The following is an 18791-nucleotide window of genomic DNA, read 5'->3' on the forward strand; positions in this document are numbered from 1 at the left end:
CGGGCAAACGTCGCCTTTCGGGGCACCAGTTTCCCATCTGCTTCTCGCGGTCCCGCCCCGGGACCTCGAGCCGGCCCGGCCTGGGACCAGGGTCCTGGTCGGCACGGCGGCCCGGACCCCGCTCCCACACCTCTTCTCGTCCGGCGCTCGGACGATTCCCGCGCCGACCGCTGATGAGCTGGAGACCGGCCGCAAACGCGGCGCACCACCCACTGCCGGAGGACAACGTGATCCGCGCCCTGACCGGGTTTTCCACCCGGAACCCATGGAAGGTCATCGCCCTGTGGGCGGTGTTGGGCATCTTTCTCAGCGGGCTCGGCCAGGTGCTGCTGTTCCGCGTCACCCAGAGCCAGGCCGGCGACTTCCTGCCCGCGACCTACGACTCCGCCGCCGCGATGAAGATCGCTGAGGAGCGCTTCGGAGCCGACCCCGACGCCAACGCGATCACCGTGCTCGTCGCCCGCACCGACGGCAAGCCCCTCACCGCACCGGACCAGCGCACGATCGGCGCCGTCGCGGAGAAGCTGGCCCACCGGCACGTGCAGATGCCAAAGAACGACGACAACGGGCCCTCCTTCCTGGTCAAGGACTACTCCCAGACGCCCAGAGTCAGCCCCGCCGTGGTCGCGCCCGACCGCAGCTTCGAGCTGCTGTCTGTGGAGCTGACGGGCAACTCCACGGACCCGGGCCTCCAGGACCTCTACCGTGCCGTCCGCGACGGCACGCGGCAGGCGTTCGTCGAGGAGGGTATGCGGACCGGGTTCACCGGCGGCCTGGCCGACCAGGTCGACACCGCCGACGCCGAGAAGACGACCACGACGGTCGTCGGGTTCCTCATGATCGGTCTGATCGTGCTGATCAACATTCTGGTGTTCCGCAGCGTGCTCGCGGCCTTCGTGCCGCTCTTCGCGGTCGCCCTGGTCGGCGGCGCTGCGGCGGGAGCGGTCGTCGGCGTCGCGATGCTCACCGGAATCAAGCTCGACCCCGGCACACCGAGCATCATCGGCGTCGTACTGATCGGCATCGGCGTCGACTACTTCCTCTTCCTCCTCTTCCGTTTCCGCGAGCAGTTGAGGGCGCGCCCGGACCTGCCGGCCCGTACCGTGTCCGGCGAGGTCAGCGCCCGGGTCGGAATCGCGATCACCTCGGCCGCCCTGACCATCGTGGCCGCCTTCGCGACGCTCGGAGTCGCGACCTTCGGCCAGTTCCGGGTGCTCGGCCCCGCCGTAGCTGTATCGGTCCTGGTGATGCTGCTGGCCAGCCTCACCCTGATGCCGGCGCTCCTCGCCGTCACCAGACGCAAGATGTTCTGGCCCTCCCGCGCCCTGAAGCGCGAGCCCCGCCCCGGCAGGGCCGCGCGTCTGGGCGACTTCGTGGCCCGCCGCCCGCTGACCGCCATCCTGGCCAGCCTCGCTCTGCTCGGCGCCCTGACCGCGGGACTGATCGGCATCCGGATGGACTTCGGCCAGACAGGCGGAACTCACAAGACGGCCGCGGCCGCCACCTCCGCCGAGATCACCCGCGCCCTGCCCGCGGGGGTATCCGACCCGGCCAGCGTCTACGTCGAGGCCACGGACCACCAGGCCCTCACCGCCGGGCGCCTCAAGGCGCTGCCCAAGGCCCTCGCCGAGGTCAAGGGCGTCGGGCAGGTCGGCAGGACCGTCCTCAACGATGACCGCACCGCCGCCCGGATCGACCTGTACCTCACCGTGGACTCGCAGCGCGCGCAGGCCCGCCACCTGGTGGCGGGACCCGTCCGCGACGCCGTCGCCCGCCACACACCCGCAGGCACCGAAGCCCATGTCGGCGGCACCGCCGCGATCTTCGCGGACGTCTCCACCGCCGTCGACCATGACCTGAGGATCGTGTTCCCGGTCGCCGCCGTGCTGATCGCCCTCATCCTGCTCGTGCTGCTGCGCAGCCTGCTCGCCCCGGCCGTGCTCATGATCGCCGTCAGCCTCGGCTTCGTCGCCACCCTCGGCGCCTCCACGCTCTTCTTCCAGCGCCTCCTCGACAAGCCGGGCGTCAACTTTGTTCTGCCGCTGGTGCTGTTCCTCTTCGTCGTCGCCCTCGGCACCGACTACAACATCCTGATCAGCGACCGCATCCGCGAGGAGATGGAACACCCCGGCCCGGCCCGCGCCGCCGTCGCCCGCGCCGTGCGCCACACCGCGCCGGCCATCATGACCGCAGGCATAGTCCTCGCCGCCTCCTTCGGCAGCCTCGGCGTCAATGCGGACCCGTCGACCCAGCAGATCGGCTTCGCGACCGCGCTAGGCATCCTGCTCTCCGCGTTCGTCCTCTCTCTGGTGCTGGTACCGGCGCTCGCCGCGCTCCTCGGCCGGGGCATCTGGTGGCCGGTCCGCCCGCGCCGCACACAGCCTCGCCCCCACACCGCGCCTCCGCCTGCGGCCGACCGGCCCTACCACGACGGTGACTTCGTCCACTGACCAATCTGCCGACGAGGGTGAGCTCAGTCCGCGGCCGCCCGCTCTCCGGCCGGGCGCCTGCGCCATGCGCTCTCGGTGAGCGACGGCGGCTGCCAGGCGCCGTCGGCCTGATAGAGATCGGTGCCGGGAGCCACGATTGGAGTGCGGTCGATAGCAAGAGCACGGGGGAGTTCCGTCGGGCGCGTTGTCAGTGGTACCAAGGCGGTCACCATCACCCTGCAGCAGCTGTCGGAAGGCCGCCCTTCATCGACGCCCAACCGAGAATGGCCGTCGCGGCACTGACGGTTGTGTCGTTGACCCTGCGCCGATCTCCAACTCTGCCTGAGCGAACTCCTGACCAATGTCATCCGCCATCTTGCTGAGGGCATCCCCGTGACCGTCCGTGTGTCCCGCACCCGGGACCGTACGCGGCTTGAGGTCACCGACCCGGATCCGCGTGCCCTGCCAGTCCCGTGCCTGACGGTCGACGAGGACGACGAGTCCGGCCGCGGCCTCGTTCTGCTCGACGCGCTGACCCTGCGGTGGGGTGTGGACCGGTGGCCCGGCGGCAAGACCGTGTGGTGCGAACTGGCGGCCCCGCTGTCAGGGAGTGAGTGCGGCCGACACACGGGCCAGCCGGAAGGGCGGCAGGGCGAAGCCGTTGGCGGGGTTGCGGAAGGAGTAGGCGCCGTCGTTGACCCGGATGCCGTCGTCCATGGTGGTCCAGGTCGCGGTACCCGCCGCGCCCTGGCTCTCCAGGAGCACCGTGGCGAGCGCCACGGGGTCCTCGACGCCGACCAGGGCCCGTAGGGCGGACGTCAGGCGTTCGGCGGCGTCGTCGGGGAGGTTGTCGTCGCCCAACGCGGGCAGCAGGAGCAGCAGTCGGGCGCCCGGGTCGGCGGTGGAGCCGCCCGGCAGACCGCTGTCCGCGGCGGCGACCAACTCCGGCCAGGACAGGGCGGGGCCCATGAAGTGGCCGTCGGCCACGGCGAGGAGTTCGGCCTGGTCCCAGTCGGGGTGGTGCACGAGGAAGTCGGTGCCCGGGTCGTCCTCGAAGGTGCGGACGACGACGTGCAGCCGGTGGCCGGCGGTGAGCGGCACGGTGAAGGCGGGCCAGTCGGCGCGCTCGTGCAGCCGGCGGTGGAAGTCTCCGGCGGCGTCGTAGTCGGCGCCGAGCAGCAGTTCCTCGCCGTCCTCGCTGCCGAGGGCGCAGGGGAAGAGGTGTCCGAGCCAGAAGAGCCGCTCCTCGAGGAGGTCGGGGCGGCGGGTGAGGGGGCCGCCGTCGTAGCCGGGTATCCGGGCGGGCGTGAGGTCTGCGCTGGTTGTCACGGGCGCCATCATCGAGTGTCGGTACCGTCCGCTTCAATTCCGGTCATGGACGAACGCGAAGAGCTCCACCACGACGAACTCCTGCAAGCACTCCTGGCCTGCCCCGGCACCGGTGACCTGGTGTGCGAGGAGCCGGGGCACCCGGCAGGGCACAGCTGCCTGGCACCGTCGGCGGATCTCGGCCTCCCCGAGCTGCAGGAGGCGATCAGCGGGTGGTTCGGGCGGCCGCGCAACCTCGCCATGGGTGGGTACGTCGACCCGAGCGTGACCGGGCGGACCGGGCTTCCGCTCCTGGCGCCGTTCGGCGAGCGGATCGTGGAGATGCGCGCATGGGCGTATGCGAACCGGTGGATCGGCTGCGGTGCGGCGCGTGACGGCGACGGCGATGACGTCCGGCTTGTGGTGCTGGTCGCGGAACGGGACAACCCTGCAGCGGACATGGCGGAGCCGACGTCCTGGGTGGACGGGGTCGTCGCGGTCACCGGGTGGGAGACGACCCGGGTGCGTACGCACGACTGGGCGGCGGTGGAGGCCCGGCTCGGGACCTCGCTGCCCGGTGACTACAAGCGGCTCGTCGAGGCCTTCGGGGCCGGTGCCTTCGACGGTTACCTTCAACTCCAAATACCAGACGCCGGTTTCGAGAGCGAGGACATCGTCCGGCGCGTCGAGCGGCTGGACGAGCGGGCCAGGACACACGGCAGCGACCTATGGAGGCCGTACAAGGTGTACCCGGCCCCCGGTGGGCTGCTGAAGTGGGGGAGTTCCGTACAGGCCGACGGGTTCTACTGGCTCACCGAGGACCCGGACCCGGACCGGTGGCCTGTCCTGGTGACCGAGGACATCCCCGACTCGTGGGAGCGGTTCGACGGCCCGACCGCCGAGTTCGTCTACCGCTCGCTCACCGAACGGGAGCATCCCTTCTCGATGGCCCGCTACTTCGACGCCCACTGGTTCCAGAGCTATGAGACCGGTGACCAGCCACCGTCCAGCGCGCCGGTAGGTGAGCAATGAACGGGCGGCTGCGGGCCGGGGACCCCGTCGTGCCGCGGACGGGTTCGGGGCGTGGAGCAAGGACGTCGTCGCAGCGGCCGAGGACGACGCCCGTCATTTCCGGTTAGTTCTCTGATCGTTCGTCATGGCACGCCATCACCTGTGATGATGTGGAACAGGGGAGTGGCCGGTGTGGTCATGGGGGCCAGGGGGATCGATGAGCAATACGACGTCGGCGCTGACACGGCTGAAGTCCGCACAGAAGAGCGCGAAGGGCGTATCACTGTATTCGCGGTTCGTGAACCGGCCTGCGGGCCGGTATCTCGCCGCCGGGGCGTACCGCCTCGGACTGACGCCCAATCATGTCACCATGATCAGCGCGGCGTTCAGCTTCGCAGCGATCGCGGTGACGGTGCTTGCAGCGCCCACCTGGACCGCGGGCCTCATCGCGTGGCTCGGGCTCGCCGTCGGGTTCGCCTTCGACTCCGCCGACGGGCAGCTCGCCCGGCTGCGCGGCGGCGGCAGCGCGGTGGGTGAATGGCTCGACCATGTGGTCGACTGCGCCAAGATCACCGCACTGCACACCGCCGTGCTGATCTCCTTCTACCGCCACCCCGGTCACTTCGGGACCGCAGCAGACGGCTGGCTGCTGGTGCCCCTCGGTTTCCAACTCGCCGCCGTCGTCACGTTCTTCGGCGGACTGCTCACCGAGCAGCTCAAGTCCAAGGCGGCCCAGGGCGACCGTGCCGCGCCCTCCACGGCACGCGCGGTGGCCCTGCTCCCGGTCGACCACGGGGTGTTCTGCCTGGTCTTCCTGCTGCTCGGCGGCGGTGGCGCCTTCCGTTGGGTCTACACCGTCCTCGCCGTCGCCGCCGCGCTCTTCCTGGTCGCCTTTCTCACGAAGTGGTTCCGGGAACTGTCCGCAGTTCGTCGGTGAACCGTGTCCCGTCGAGGGCGTCGATGGCACGTCTCAGCTGGGTGCTCGACGTGTGCACGGTGTACGGGAAGTAGACAATGTTCACGCCCACAGTGGAGAAGTCCCGCTCCAGCCGCTCCCCCTTCGGCGTGTCCCGCCAGTCGTCGCCCTTGAACAGCACGTCGAAGCGGACCTGTTTCCAGGTCTCCAGCTTGTCCGGCACGGTCTCGACGAACGCGGCGTCCACGTACCGGATGCTGCGGACGATCTCCAGCCGCTCGACCAGCGGGATCATCGGCCGTCTGCCCTTGGCTTGTTCGGCCATCTCGTCCGAGACCACACCTGCCACCAGGTAGTCGCACTGGGCCCGTGCATGGCGCAGGATGTTCAAGTGCCCGATGTGGAATAGGTCGTAGGCGCCCGGCGCGTAGCCCACGCGATACGGCTTGCTCGATAGCACAGGTACCCCCCTCGTTCGATGGTGTCCCCCTGTGCGCACCCCCTTTGCGGGGGAGTGCGCGGACTTTGACGATAGCGTTCACGCTCGGTGGGGGAAGGGTGAACAATTAGGGTGCGTCGTGGTTCACTTCTGAGCTGTGCGTGGGACCGGGGGGTCCCGTGAGACGCCGGCACACAGGGGGCCGCCGAGGCGGCCGGGGGGAAGGTTCTGTCGCGTGACACAGACCCACGACGAGCGTCACGATCGGGACACGAGCGGGGCTGCCCACACAGCGGCCTCCGTGCCGCGGCAGCGCAACACTGAGCCGGACGTTACCGCGCTCGCCGACGAGAAGGTCGAACTCACCTCGTCGAGACGCCGGTTGCTTATGGTGTCCACCAATTACGCGCCAGAGCACACCGGTATAGGCCCGTATGCCACTGGCATCGCCGAGCACTGGGCGAGTCGCGGGCACGACACCCACGTCCTCGCCGGGCTCCCGCACTACCCGTCCTGGCGCCTCGATCCCGCCTACCACCGAGTGTGGCGGGCCACCGAGCAGCGTGCCGGTGTCACTGTGCACCGTCGTCGGCACAGCGTCCCACCGCATCAAAGCGCCCTGCGCAGAGCCCTGTTCGAGAGTTCTATCCTTGCCCACGGTCTCGTCGCACCCCCGCGCACCGGCCGCGTCGACGCCGTGCTCGCTCAACTGCCCAGCCTCGCCGGGGGAGTTCTCGGCGCTCGTATCGCCGCCCGGCACCACGCCCCGTTTGTGCCGGTCGTGCAGGATCTCATGGGCGCCGCCGCCGCGCAGTCCGGCATCCAGGGCGGCGGCCGCGCCGCCGAGCTGGCCGAGCGTGCGGAGTCGTGGGTGCTGCGGCGTGCCACCCTCGTCGGCGTCATCCATGAGACGTTCGTCGATCGGGTGCGGGCGATGGGCGTGGACCCCGGACGCATCCGTCTGGTTCCCAACTGGTCGCACATACAGGCTCCTTCGGCACCTCGTGCGCGCACCCGTGAGCGCCTCGGCTGGCGGCCGGGACAGACGGTGGTGCTGCACTCCGGCAACATGGGTCTCAAGCAGGGGCTGGACGTGCTGGTGGAGGCGGCCCGCCGCGACCCGGCCACCCGCATCGTGCTGATGGGTGACGGCAACCAGCGAGAGCAACTCGCCCGCCGTGCCCAGGGACTGCCCAACCTGGAGTTCCTGCCTCCGGTGCCCGACGCCGACTTCCCCGACGCACTGGCCGCAGCCGACGTGCTCGCCGTGACCCAGCGTGCCTCTGTCCTCGACATGAGCGTCCCCTCCAAGCTCACCTCCTATTTCGCGGCCGGACGCCCGGTGGTCGCCTCCGTTGCTGCCGCAGGCGGCACGGCCCGCGAGGTGCTGCGCTCCGGTGCCGGAATGCTCGTGGAACCGGAGAATCCCGATCAGTTCCTGTCGGCAGTGCGTAAACTCGCCGAAGATCCCGCGATGGCAGACGAGTTGGGGGCGGCGGGGCCGCGCCACGTGGCAGCTCACCTGTCGCGCGAGGCGGGTCTTGCGCGGATCGACGCGCTGATCGACGAGGCTTTGGGGGGTCTTGGCAGGTGAGCAACACACACGTCCAGGTCCGCGGGGAGGACGAGCCGGAGCAGTTGCGCGAGCAGTTCCGGCAACTGCTCCGATACCGCTGGCTGATCGGCGGCGGGGTCGGCGTCGGACTGCTGGCCGGTGCCTGGCTCGGCATCACCGGCGCCGACAGCTACGCCGCCACCACGGACATCGTGCTGCGCGCCCCCTCCAGCGACCCCTTCGCGCCGACCCTGTCCAGCGACAAGGCGATCAACATGGGATCCGAGCGGCAGACGGCGCTCAGCCGCAAGGTCGCCGAAGGCGCCGCGAAGCGCCTCGGGACGGGCGCGGACGAGGTCGACCGGCTCCAGCACGCGCTCCAGGTCACCAACCCGCCGCAGACCCTCGTGCTGCACTTCACGTACACCGCCTCCGACCCGAAGGAGGCGGCGCGCCGCGCCGACGCCCTCACGCAGTCCTACATCGACCTGCGCCAGGAGCAGTGGGAGTCCGTCCGCGGATCGATGCTCAAGAGCCTGCAGGACCAGCTCGATCCCGTCGCCAAGCAGAACGACGAACTCTCCCGGCGGATCAAGCAACTGCCCAACGGCTCTGCCGCGGACTCCGCCTACGCGGTGCAGGCCAACCTGCTCAACCGCATCACCGACCTCCGCAGCAAGATCACCAGTCTGAAGGCGCTCGACATGACGCCCGGCAATGTGATCCGCAACGCCGCCGTCCCCACCTCTTCCGACGGGCCGGGCCTGCCGCTCTCGCTCGGCCTGGGCGGCCTCGGCGGCGTCGGTCTCGGCCTGCTCGCCGCCTGGGTGCGCCTGGTCTTCGACCCCGCGCCGCGTTCGGCCGGTGACGTGGCCCGTGCGGTGCGCGGTCCCGTCCTCGGCGCGCTGCCGCGCGGCGCGGCGGGTGCCCTGGTGGTCGGCCGCACCGACTCCCGGGCGGCCGAGGAGTACCGCTCGATCGCCTTCCGGCTCGCCTACGACGACAGGTTCGCCGACCGGCGCCGCCTGCTCGTCGTCGCCCCGCGCGGCTCCATGGAGTCGAGCGTGGCCGTCGCGGTCAACCTCGCCGCCTCCTTCGCGGAGACCGGCAAGAACGTGCTGCTCGTGGAGGCCGATCTGCGTACCCCGTCCCTCTCCGAACGGCTCGACGTGTCCGCCGCCTCCCGGCCCCGCTGGAGCCGCACCGGCGGGCACGTGGAGAGCGAGTGGCCCGGCCGCGGCCAACTCGTGGTGGACGCAGGCGAGTCCGGGGCGTTCGGCCTCATACCCGGCGAGCGGGTGCGCAACGTTCCGCGCGCGCTGACCTCCGCGCGGACCACCCAGCTGATCGCCGAGGCCGACGATCCCGATGCCACCGTCGTGGTCGTCGCCCCGCCCGTCCTCGCCTACGCCGACGCCCTCGCGCTCGTCGACCGTGTCGACGGGGTGCTCATCGTCTGCGACCCGCGCACCGTGCACCGCGCCGACCTGGTCCGCATCCGTGAGCTGATAGTCGGTGCGGGCGGCACCGTGCTCGGCGCGGTGACGCACGCAAAGTCGCGCCGGGGCGAAACGGCGGCCGCGACCCGCCGCGGCAACCGGCGCCGTGGGCGCAAGAGTTCGGCAGCCCGCCCCGCTGCGCCCAGCACCCGTCCCGAGCCCGACCGGTACCCGGACGGCGACGGCAGCAACACGATCGCCCTGGGCACCGTCCGCTCGGGGGACTGGTGAGCGCCCCGGGGGAACAGTCACCGACATCCGACCCGCCGTCCGTACCGCGGCGTTCGGCGGCCGTGTTCGCCTCCGTGCTCGACCAGGCGGCATCCAGCCTCACCAACATCGCCGTGCTGGTGATCGCTGCCCGCGTCTCCACCGTGCACGGGTTCGCCACCTTCTCGATGGTCTACCTGACCTTCACGGTGCTGCTCGGCCTCAACATGGCGTACGTGGGCCAGGCCGTCGTCCTCACCCGGGGCGACACCGCGGTCACCGGGGCCGCCTGCCGGTCCGCGGCCTCCTTCACCGCACTGGCCGCCACCGCGGTCGGCGCCCTGCTTGCCGCCGGCGGCGCGGTCACCGCCGCCGCCACCGGTGGCTGGGCCGGGCCGGGCGGAGCCTTCCTCGCTCTGGGACTCGTCCTGCCGCTGGTGCTGGTGCAGGACGGGCTGCGGTACGCGTTCTCCACCCTGCGGCGCCCTGGCCTGGCGCTGGCCGCCGACAGCCTGCGCCTGGTGTGCGTGGTGCCCGCGCTGCTGCTCCAGCCCCGGCACACCGCGCCGGGGCAGCTCGTGGCCGTCTGGGGACTTTCGGCCGTGCCGGCACTGCTGCTCGGCCTGCGCCTGCTGTGGCCCCACGTGCGCGGCGCCCGAGCCGACCTGCTGCCCTATGTGCGCAGGGGGCACCTCGGACAGCGCTTCGTGGTGGAGTTCGCCGTGGGCAACGCCGCCAGCCAGCTCGCCGTGCTGGGCCTCGGGCTGTTCGCCGCCCCGCTGGCCGTCGGAGCGCTGCGCGGGGCCACCACGCTCTTCGGCCCGCTCAACGTCCTGTTCAACTCGGTCAACGCCTTCGGGCCGCCACTGCTGGGCCGTCTCAGAGGCCGCCGGGCCACCGCCCGCGCCGCCGCCGTGCTCGGCCTCGTGCTCTGTGTCGTCGGCCTCGCGTGGGGACTGGTGCTCTACGCCCTGCCCGCCGGTGTGGGACGTCAACTCCTCGGCGCTACTTGGCAGTCGGCCTCCGCCCTGCTGCCCGCCTCGGGGGCCCAGTATGCAGTGATGGGCCTGGGCACCTGCGCCCTGGTGACCCTGCGGGTGCTCAGCCCGCGTGCCACGCTGTCCGTGCAGGTGGTGTTCTCGCTGCTCTCGGTCGTCCTCATGCTCGGCGGATACCTGCTGAGCGGGTCGGCGCTGGGCGCCGCCTGGGGACTGGCCGCGGGTTCCGCGCTGAAGGCGGTGGCGGCCTGGACACGCGTCGCCCGCCTGCGCGCGCAGGAGCGGCCCTCGGCCGCGCCAGTCCCCGCGAGCTGAGAGCCGGCCGTCCCCGTTCAGCGCAGCCCGGTCGCCCGGTCCTGCCGGAACGTGGTGATCAGCGCGATGCAGCACGCCGCGATCGCCACGCGCCCCGACGCCTGCAGCAGAGGCCCCCGCAGCAGGATGAAGGAGTACCCGGCGACCAGCGGCACGGTCAGCGCGATCAGGCTGCCCGGCGGGGCCCGGCGCACCGCCCGGCGCGCATAGCGGCGGTCGACCCGCGCCGCCGCGTACCCCAGGGCCACGAACCCGGCCGTCATGCCGACCGGGCCGAAGTCGATCCACAGCTCGGCCCACACCGGCGACGAGAGATTGGTGTTGGTCGCCCCCATCCACTGGCCGATCTCCACACCGGTGTCCATCGGCTTGCCCGGCCACACCGACCGGGGTACCGCGAACAGCACCGAGCCCGCCAGCTGGCGACCGTAGGTGTGGCCGGACCCCGACCGCACGTAGGTGATGGTGTTGGCGAACATGCCGACCTGGTCGTAGTCCTTGAGGGCCAGTGGTTCCAGGGGGGATGTCGTCTGGATCGGACGGTAGTTGGAGTCGTCGTAGCGGAATCGGTCCGCGAACGGGAAGAGGACCAGCGCCACCACCACGCCCAGGCTCAGCGCGATCCGGTACAGCGCGGCGCTCACCGGGAAGACGGTGAACAGCAGCGAGAAGAGGACGGTGAGGAACCAGAAACGCGGGTTGGAGATCGGGTTGTTGACCACCGCGTTCAGCGCGGCCAGCGCCAGCCACGCGGTGATGATCAGCACGGAGCGCCGGGCCCGCCGCGAGGTCACCAGCCAACGCGTGTACACCAGCCAGGCGATGAGGGCGGGCACGGTACCGAAGCCGCGCACGATGGCCTGGCCCGCCTGCGAGTCCGCCTGGGACAGCCCCGCTTCCTCGACGCTGCTGATGAGTTCCTGACGGCTCGTGAAGAAGACCGCGGGGCCGCCCAGTTTGACCACAAGGAGCGCCGAGCCGGCGAAGGCGACAAGTGTCAGCAGGTACAGGCGGCGGCGGTGCACCAGTGCCGGGCGCAGCGGGTCGTCCCGCTCCCGGCCGGGCCGCTGACGGGCCAGCAGCGAGCCGACGTCGAAGGCGACACAGCCGATCAGGACGAGCGAGACGGCCTCGGTCAGATCGGTGCGCGCCCCCACCACCGGGGTCGGCGTGCGTCCGAGCACGGCCTGGGCGAGCGGCGCCACCCCCATCGCTATGTAGACGAACAGCCAGAACGAACCGGCGAGCAGCTTGCGGCGGCTGGTGAGGATCATCGCCGACAGCCGGGTGCCCGCGTACATCGTCAGCGCCAACTGCATCCACAACGCCGAGTCGCGCAGGCCCGTGCCCGGCTGGACCAGCACCAGCAGGGGCAGGAACACCGAGAGGCCGACCACGAGCGGGACCGACAGCGCACGCGAGAGCAGCGTGCGCGGTGAGAAGGACGGCAGCGCGGTGGCTGCGCGCAAACCCGGATCCGGCGTCTCGGGCGCCGACGTCGTGCTCCGGTCCGTTCGCTGCGTCATGGCGCCCCCGCCCCCGAGAAAGATCCCCGCCGCAGTCTACTGACGCCGCGCCTGCGATGAACGGTCAGCAACTACAGTGTGGCGAAGTGGCGTCTGGGGAGGCGTCGTTGGGGGGATGGATCGATGCGTGATCTGCCGGCCTTCACACTGGCCGGATACGACAAGGGGCGCGGCATACTCGTCCAGGCGCTCTGGTTCGCGGTGATGAACACGGTCTTCATGGCGTGGTTCACCCCGGCCCGCGTCAGGGCAGCCCTGCTGCGCGCCTTCGGCGCCGAGATCGGAACAGGGGTGCTCATTCGGCACCGGGTGCGGGTGCTGTGGCCGTGGAAGCTGACGGTCGGCGACCACACCTGGATCGGCGAAGGGGCGTGGATCCTCAACCTGGAGCCGGTCACCCTCGGTGCCCATGTGTGCGTGTCGCAGGAGGCTCTGCTGTGCACCGGCAGCCACGACCACCGCGCCGCCGACTTCCGGTACCGCAATGCGCCGATCACCGTGGACGACGGCGCGTGGATCGCCGCCCGCGCCACCGTCCTGGCCGGAGTGAAGGTCGGCCGCTGCGCCGTCGTCGGCGCCGGGGCGGTCCTCCACAAGGACCTGCCCGAACTGACTCTGCACACCGCCGACAACCGGCGCCGACCCGTCGAGGAGCCGGCGTGAGAGTGCTGCACGCGGTCACCCTGCACAGCACCACCCATGCCTTCGGCGGTCCGGTCCGAGTCGCCCTCAACCTCAGTCAGGGCCTGCGTGAACGCGGACACGACGCCCGCCTCACCGCCCTGGCCGACGGCTTTCAGCGGCCGCTGCCCGAGGAGGTGGAGGGCGTTCCGGCCCGGCTCCATCAGGCGTGCAGGGTCCTGCCGTTGGGGTTCAGCGGCCTGACCTCCCCCTCACTCCTCGCCGGCGCCCACCGCCTGGTGCGATGGGCCGACGTGGTCCATGTGCACCTTGCACGCGACCTGGTGACGCTACCGGTGGCGCTCGCCGCGCTGCGCGCCGGGCGGCCCCTGGTCCTGCAGACGCACGGCATGGTCGACCCGAGCGAGCGGCTGTCGGCTCGGCTCCTCGACGCGGTCGCGGTGCGCCGGGTGTTGCGAGGCGCCGCTGCCGTGCTGCACCTCACCCCGCACGAACTCCGGGATCTGCACGCCGTGGTGGGCGGAGCGGGCCTCGACCGTGCCGTCCACCTGGTCAACGGCGTACCCGCGCCGCCCGAGGGTCCCGCCCCCCAGGGGCCGCCGCGCATCCTGTACGCGGCCCGGCTGCAGGCCCGAAAGCGGCCCGTCGACCTGGTGGACGCGGCGCCCGCGATCCTGGCCCGGCACCCGGAGGCGACCTTCGTCGTGGCCGGGCCGGACGAGGGTGAACTCGCTGCCGTACGGCGGCGGATCGACGAGCTGGGTGTCGCGGGGAAGGTGAGCTGCCCGGGCCCGCTCACCGGGACGCGCATGGCCGAGGAACTGCGCCGGGCACACGTGTATGTGCTGCCGTCGGTGGACGAACCGTTCCCGATGTCGGTCCTGGAGGCGATGGCCGTGGGCACCCCGGTCGTGGTGACCGGCTCCAACGGCCTGGCCCGCGATGTGGACCGGGCCGGAGCCGGGCGTGTGGTGACCGGCCCGGACGGTATCGCCCCAGCGGTGCTCGACCTGTTGGAGCCGTCCGTGCGCCGGTCCGCGTCGGCGGCGGCCCGCAAGCTCACCGCCGAGGTGTTCTCCATGGACGCGGTCCTGGGCACGCTGCTCGACGTGTACGAGCGGGCCTACGCGGGAAGCCAGGCGTAGCAGCCCGACGAGACGAACGTACGGGTCCCGGCCGGGATCTTCGCGGTCACCTTCTTCGTGCCGTCCGGGCCGGGCCCGGACGCCAGCACCTTGTCGCCTGCGCCCAGCGCCTTCCAGGTGCACCCCTCGGCGGTGGTCAGCGCCCGGTACGTGCCCGGCGCCGGTTTCTTGCGCGTGCCGTCGGCGAAGCCGGTCGCGGCGGCGCTCAGCAGGGGCTTCTGCTTCGGGCACAGCTGGGTGATCGCGTCGTCGGCGGACGGCACGTCCCCGGCGATGAGCGCGCCGATCGCGGCGTCCTTGTCGTGGGCGGCGGTGCGCTCGATGCGCTGGCAGGCCTCCTGGCCGACCTGGAGCACGGCGGCCGGGTCCATGTTCTCGGGTACTCGGCCGTGCAGGTACGTCTTCTCCCTGCCGGTGAAGGAACCGGTCGCCGGGGTGAGCTTCGCATCGGGCAGGACCGGGCCCTTGGAGGGTGTCGACGGGCCCTTGGGGGCGGGGCTCGCCTGCTCGTCGGGTACGGCGGCGGCCTGGTCGTCGGAGATGCGTTGCGTGGGCTGCGGCGGCTTCGCCTCCGTGCCGCCTCCCGAGCTGCAGCCGGCGAGCGCGAGGAGCGCGGTGAGAGCGACGGCGCTGCTGGCGGCGCCGCGCCGAAGAGGCCGAAGAGGCCGAAGAGGCCGAAGAGTACGTGTGTGCATGGTGGCTCCTGCGGCCCCGACGGGCCTGGGTATGGAGGCGGGCCCACACCAAGGTGCGGGCCCGAGCGGGGTGTGCGGGGCGCCGGTCGGTGGTCCGGTGCCCCGCACGCGGGGACAGGGTGACGGTTACGGCGCCCCGAAGGTCAGCACCAACTGCGGGGTGTTCTCCGCGGCCGGTGCCTCCCTGGACCACAGCCACAGCGCGTCCGTCCCGGTGCTCGTGAGCGCCAGGTCGTAAGCGCCGCCCAGGGCCGGGGTGAGCGCGGCGGAGTCGAGCGTCGCCGAGTAGACCGTCGAGAGGTCGGTGGCCCCGCTCAGGGTGCCGACCACGGTCTGGGACACTGCGGGCTTGGAGGCGTAGGTGGTTCCCGCCTCAGTCCAGCTTCCGGTGACCGGCCGTACCGAGATGTCGTCCGTGCTGCCCGCGCTGCTCAGCGTGGTGGTCTTCACCGCGAGCCGCGCGCTCTTGAGCACCGTCCCGGCCGGGGCCGACGGCAGGTCGAAGCGCAGATACGTCTCGTACGCCGCGCTGCCGCGCACCGCCAGCGAGGTGGAGGTGCCGTAATTGGTGCCGGTGGCACCGGCGTTGACGTACGTGTCGGCCGACGCCCGGACGGTCTGCACGCTGTCGGCCGGAGCCGAGCCCAAGGTGTAGTGGTTCTGCACCTGGGCCGCGCTCAGCACGGACGGGTAGATCGCGGTCTCGTCGATCTGCCCGGCGAAGTAGTTGCTGGAGGGCTGGTTCGGCCAGCCGTTGAGGTTGTCGCCACCGACGCGCCAGTAACCGCCGTAGCTCTGGTTGCTCGTCTCGGCGAGCGTGCCGACCTGGGTGCCGTCCACGTAGAGCGCCATTCCGGAGGTGCCCTGGGTGGCGACGACGTGGTGCCAGGAGTTGTCGTTGTAGCTGTTGGGTGAGGTGATGGTGCGGGCGGCGTTCGTCCACACACCGAAGACCAGCCGGCCGTCGTTGCGCATGTAGACGTGCTTGTCGTAACTGCCGCTGCTCCGCGTGGTGTTGTCACCGAATCCGACGAGTTTGCCGCCCCGGACGGTGGTCGTCTTGAACCAGGTCTCGATCGAGTACTGACCGGGCACCGTGGTGCGCTTGTTGCTGTAGACGATCTGGTCGCTGCCGTTGAAGCCGATGGCGGTGGACGGACCGGTCACGGCGGCCGGGGTCTGGCGCAGCGAGGGCCCGTTGAGGTGGATGCCGCTCTGGTCGCCGGGCGAGGTGTCGCCGACGAACGGAGTGGCGGACTCGTCGTAGCGCCAGTACAGGTTCGCGCCGTCGTCGAGCACCTTCGCCGCGTATTTCTGGGTGGAGGTCGGCACCGTCACCGTGGCTGTGGCGGACAGCGCGGAGGTGTTGCCCGCGCCGTCGGTGGCGGTCACCCGGTAGCTGTAGGTGGAGCCGGCGGTGACGTTCTTGTCGGTGAACGACAACTGCGGGCGCGACCACTCCACGGAGTCTCCGTCGACGGTGTACACGGGCGTGGAACCGCCGTTGCGGTAGACCTTGTACGTCAGCTTGGTGTCGTCCGTGTCGAGGCTCGCGCGCCAGCGGACATGGGCCTCGGTCGGCTTCACGGACTCGGCACTGACCGACGGCACCGTCGGCGCGCCGGTGTCCGGGGAGGCCGCGAAGCGCGTCAGGCCCTGGGCCGCCGAGCCGTTGACGGTGGTGAACTCGCCGCCGACCCACATGTACTTGTTGTCGGAGGTCTCGGAGATCGCCATGGCGCGCGGGCCGATGCCCTCGCCCAGACCATCGTTGGTGTCCGGGAACCAGCCCAGCTTGTTGGTGCCGGTCGTCGGCTCCGCGAGCAGGTGGTGGCGGCGCCCGTCGGGGAACTCTCCGACGCTGGAGCAGTCATGCGCGTGCGAGGCGCTGTACAGCACGTCCTGATACGACTTGACGGCCTGAGTGGCGCCGAGGCAGGTGTCGCGCCAGCGCTGGTTGAGCGTGGACAGGTCGAGCGCGATACGTCCGTCGAAGACACCGCCGCCGGTGCCCTCGTTGCCGGTGTAGAAGCCCGTGGCGTCGGTGTCGAGCCCCTTGACCACCGAGTTGGTCTCGATGAACCCCGGGTAGGTGCGTACGTTGTCGCCCGTGGCCGCGTCGACGACGGCCAAGGCGTGCGAGTTCGCGCCGTTGACGGTGAAGAAGTCACCGCCGAGGATCACGTTCTTGCCGTCCGGGGTGATCGCGACGGCCCGGCCGGGCTCGTCGACGTCGGCCCGGAACGGCTTGACCGCGCCGCCGGCGGCGTCCACCGCGGCGTACCGCGCGTGCGCGCTGCCGCCGACGGAGGAGAAGTCGCCGCCCAGGTACACGGTGTCGTCGGTGACCGCGAGCGCCCGCACGGTGGCGGAGACGCTCGGGTGGAAGTTCGCCTTGGGCGTGCAGGTGGCGATGTCGATGGCGGCGAGACTGCTGACCTGCGTGCCGTTGACCGCGCCGAAGTAACCGCCCGCGTACAGCGTCTTCTTGTCCGGTGAGACGGCGAGCGCCCGCACGGTCGCGGTGCCGCTGCCGACGGTGAACGACAGCTTGCAGGACGTGGGATCGCCTGTCGCCGCGTCCAGTGCGACGAAGTTCACCGCGTCCTGCGCGGTGCCGCTTCCTCCCGCCGGCGGGCGCACCTGCGAGAAGGTGCCGCCCGCGAAGACCGTGCCGTGCGCCTCCGCCAGGGCCCACACGATGCCGTTGGTCTGCCAGGTCGGCAGGTCGTCGGCGGTGAAGGCGACGGGCGGGGTCAGCGCGGTGGCCGGCTGCGACAGGGCCACCAGGCCCAGGCCCGCCGCGGTGGACAGGACGAGGGCGGCGCTGAGCCCTCTGGATCTGTGCATGTACCCCCCGACTTCCGGGCCCGGTCGTGGGCCCTCTGTCTTGTCGAGCCCGTCGGTGTTCCCCGGATCCGAACGGGCCGCATGAATGTGATTGCTTGCGCACCATACGAGTACATGACACGCCATGGAGCGCACTTGACTCATCTGGTAGCAAATTCCGATGTGTTCACGGTGGCCCCTCGCGTCCCGGATGTCCGCATCCGGTACGAGCGACCGTCTTGCCGTACGCACGTGTCAGCGGTCGATGCGCACCACGGCGCCCGCGAGCTGGTCATCCACCTGCCGCACATCGGCGTCGACCATGATCCGTGCGAGCTCCTCCACCAGGACGGTGGGCCGCCAGCCCAGCGTCTCGCGGGCCTTGGACGCGTCACCGATCAGCGCGTCGACCTCGCTGGGGCGCTCGTACTTGGGGTCGTAGCGCACGTACGCGTTCCAGTCGAGGTCGGCGTGGGCGAACGCGGTCTTTACGAACTGCCCTACGGTGGCCGGGACTCCGGTGGCGACGACGTAGTCCGTCGGCTCGTCGTGCTGGAGCATCCGCCACATCGCCTCGACGTACTCGGGCGCGTACCCCCAGTCGCGGACCGCGTCCAGGTTGCCGAGATAGAGACGGTCCTGGAGGCCGGCCTTGATCCGGGCGACGGCGCGGGTGATCTTGCGGGTCACGAAGGTCTCGCCGCGACGCGGGGACTCATGGTTGAACAGGATGCCGTTGACCGCGAACATCCCATACGCCTCACGGTAGTTGACGGTGGCCCAGTACGCGAAGACCTTCGCGGCGCCGTACGGGCTGCGCGGGTGGAAGGGGGTGTCCTCGTTCTGCGGCGGAGGCGTGGAACCGAACATCTCCGAGGACGACGCCTGGTAGATACGGGTATTCACCCCGCTCGCCCGGATGGCCTCCAGCAGCCGTAGCGTGCTCAGGCCGGTCACGTCGCCGGTGTAGAGCGGCGCGTCGAAGGAGACCCGCACATGGGACTGGGCGCCCAGGTTGTACACCTCGTCCGGCTGTATGTCGCGCAGCAGGTTCACCAGCGCCACCCCGTCGGAGAGGTCGGCGTGATGCAGCACGAAGCGGCGCTCGGCCTCCTGGGGGCCCTGGTAGATGTGGTCGATCCGCTCGGTGTTGAAGCTGGACGACCGCCGCACCAGGCCGTGCACCCGGTATCCCTTCGACAGCAGCAGCTCCGCCAGGTACGAGCCGTCCTGCCCGGTCACGCCGGTGATCAGCGCGGTCTTCGACATGTGGT

The 18791-nt window shown here is 71.0% G+C and carries 14 protein-coding genes and 1 pseudogene; 9 read left to right on the forward strand and 6 right to left on the reverse strand.

From position 1 onward, the window contains the following. Positions 1–173: 173 nt before the first annotated feature. Together BIV24_RS21995 and BIV24_RS32280 are read left to right on the forward strand one after the other, a co-directional pair. The gene (locus tag BIV24_RS21995; protein ID WP_071368118.1) at positions 174–2450 is read left to right on the forward strand and encodes an MMPL family transporter; all 2277 of its coding nucleotides are present in this window, start codon (positions 174–176) and stop codon (positions 2448–2450) included. A gap of 303 nt (positions 2451–2753) precedes the next feature. Continuing rightward, positions 2754–3020: pseudogene (locus BIV24_RS32280) on the forward strand (ATP-binding protein); the annotation flags it as partial. Positions 3021–3032: 12 nt separating this feature from the next. On the opposite strand, the gene BIV24_RS22000 reads toward BIV24_RS32280, so the two are convergent. Beyond that, the gene (locus BIV24_RS22000) at positions 3033–3758 is read right to left on the reverse strand and encodes a hypothetical protein (RefSeq protein ID WP_245766891.1); all 726 of its coding nucleotides are present in this window, start codon (positions 3756–3758) and stop codon (positions 3033–3035) included. A gap of 45 nt (positions 3759–3803) precedes the next feature. Between BIV24_RS22000 and BIV24_RS22005 the strand changes: the two genes are divergently transcribed. Both BIV24_RS22005 and BIV24_RS22010 read left to right on the forward strand, forming a co-directional pair. Next, positions 3804–4769 carry an SMI1/KNR4 family protein gene (locus BIV24_RS22005; protein ID WP_071368120.1) on the forward strand — a complete coding sequence of 322 codons (966 nt, stop codon included), beginning with the start codon at positions 3804–3806 and terminating at the stop codon, positions 4767–4769. 196 nt (positions 4770–4965) lie between these two features. Beyond that, complete coding sequence (locus BIV24_RS22010; RefSeq protein WP_071368121.1) at positions 4966–5685, forward strand: CDP-alcohol phosphatidyltransferase family protein; 720 nt, start codon at positions 4966–4968, stop codon at positions 5683–5685. Here the strand turns inward: BIV24_RS22010 and BIV24_RS22015 are convergent. Next, a complete protein-coding gene (locus tag BIV24_RS22015) occupies positions 5645–6124 on the reverse strand; it encodes an FAD synthase family protein (RefSeq protein ID WP_071368122.1) in 480 nt (159 codons plus the stop codon). The genes BIV24_RS22010 and BIV24_RS22015 overlap by 41 nt on opposite strands. Before the next feature lie 367 nt (positions 6125–6491). Between BIV24_RS22015 and BIV24_RS22020 the strand changes: the two genes are divergently transcribed. From BIV24_RS22020 to BIV24_RS22030, 3 genes are read left to right on the forward strand one after another with little or no spacing between them, the layout of a single operon-like run. Further along, positions 6492–7697 carry a glycosyltransferase gene (locus tag BIV24_RS22020; protein WP_071368294.1) on the forward strand — a complete coding sequence of 402 codons (1206 nt, stop codon included), beginning with the start codon at positions 6492–6494 and terminating at the stop codon, positions 7695–7697. Continuing rightward, the gene (locus BIV24_RS22025; protein ID WP_071368123.1) at positions 7694–9388 is read left to right on the forward strand and encodes a lipopolysaccharide biosynthesis protein; all 1695 of its coding nucleotides are present in this window, start codon (positions 7694–7696) and stop codon (positions 9386–9388) included. Before BIV24_RS22020 ends, BIV24_RS22025 begins: the two co-directional genes overlap by 4 nt. Continuing rightward, positions 9385–10680 carry an MATE family efflux transporter gene (locus BIV24_RS22030; protein ID WP_245766892.1) on the forward strand — a complete coding sequence of 432 codons (1296 nt, stop codon included), beginning with the start codon at positions 9385–9387 and terminating at the stop codon, positions 10678–10680. Before BIV24_RS22025 ends, BIV24_RS22030 begins: the two co-directional genes overlap by 4 nt. Positions 10681–10697: 17 nt before the next feature. On the opposite strand, the gene BIV24_RS22035 is transcribed toward BIV24_RS22030, so the two are convergent. After that, positions 10698–12206 carry a hypothetical protein gene (locus tag BIV24_RS22035; RefSeq protein WP_245766893.1) on the reverse strand — a complete coding sequence of 503 codons (1509 nt, stop codon included), beginning with the start codon at positions 12204–12206 and terminating at the stop codon, positions 10698–10700. Between the two features lie 123 nt (positions 12207–12329). On the opposite strand from BIV24_RS22035, the gene BIV24_RS22040 reads away from it, so the two are divergent. Both BIV24_RS22040 and BIV24_RS22045 read left to right on the forward strand, forming a co-directional pair. After that, positions 12330–12869, forward strand: coding sequence for a WcaF family extracellular polysaccharide biosynthesis acetyltransferase (locus tag BIV24_RS22040; RefSeq protein WP_071368125.1), 540 nt, complete (start codon positions 12330–12332; stop codon positions 12867–12869). Then, entirely contained in the window at positions 12866–13993 is a 1128-nt protein-coding gene (locus BIV24_RS22045; RefSeq protein WP_071368126.1) for a glycosyltransferase, read from the forward strand. Before BIV24_RS22040 ends, BIV24_RS22045 begins: the two co-directional genes overlap by 4 nt. Here BIV24_RS22045 and BIV24_RS22050 read toward each other — a convergent pair. The 3 genes from BIV24_RS22050 to gmd form a co-directional block, all read right to left on the reverse strand. After that, positions 13972–14688: a hypothetical protein gene (locus BIV24_RS22050; protein WP_071368127.1), complete on the reverse strand. Its 717-nt coding sequence runs from the start codon at positions 14686–14688 to the stop codon at positions 13972–13974. The two genes, BIV24_RS22045 and BIV24_RS22050, sit on opposite strands and share 22 nt — an antisense overlap. A 126-nt stretch (positions 14689–14814) precedes the next feature. Continuing rightward, the gene (locus BIV24_RS22055) at positions 14815–17538 is read right to left on the reverse strand and encodes a LamG-like jellyroll fold domain-containing protein (RefSeq protein WP_177198788.1); all 2724 of its coding nucleotides are present in this window, start codon (positions 17536–17538) and stop codon (positions 14815–14817) included. Positions 17539–17772: 234 nt separating this feature from the next. After that, complete coding sequence (gmd, locus tag BIV24_RS22060; RefSeq protein ID WP_071368128.1) at positions 17773–18786, reverse strand: GDP-mannose 4,6-dehydratase; 1014 nt, start codon at positions 18784–18786, stop codon at positions 17773–17775. Between the last annotated feature and the right edge of the window lie 5 nt (positions 18787–18791).

It is taken from the genome of Streptomyces colonosanans, from assembly GCF_001866645.1.
Lineage (GTDB): Bacteria > Actinomycetota > Actinomycetes > Streptomycetales > Streptomycetaceae > Streptomyces > Streptomyces colonosanans.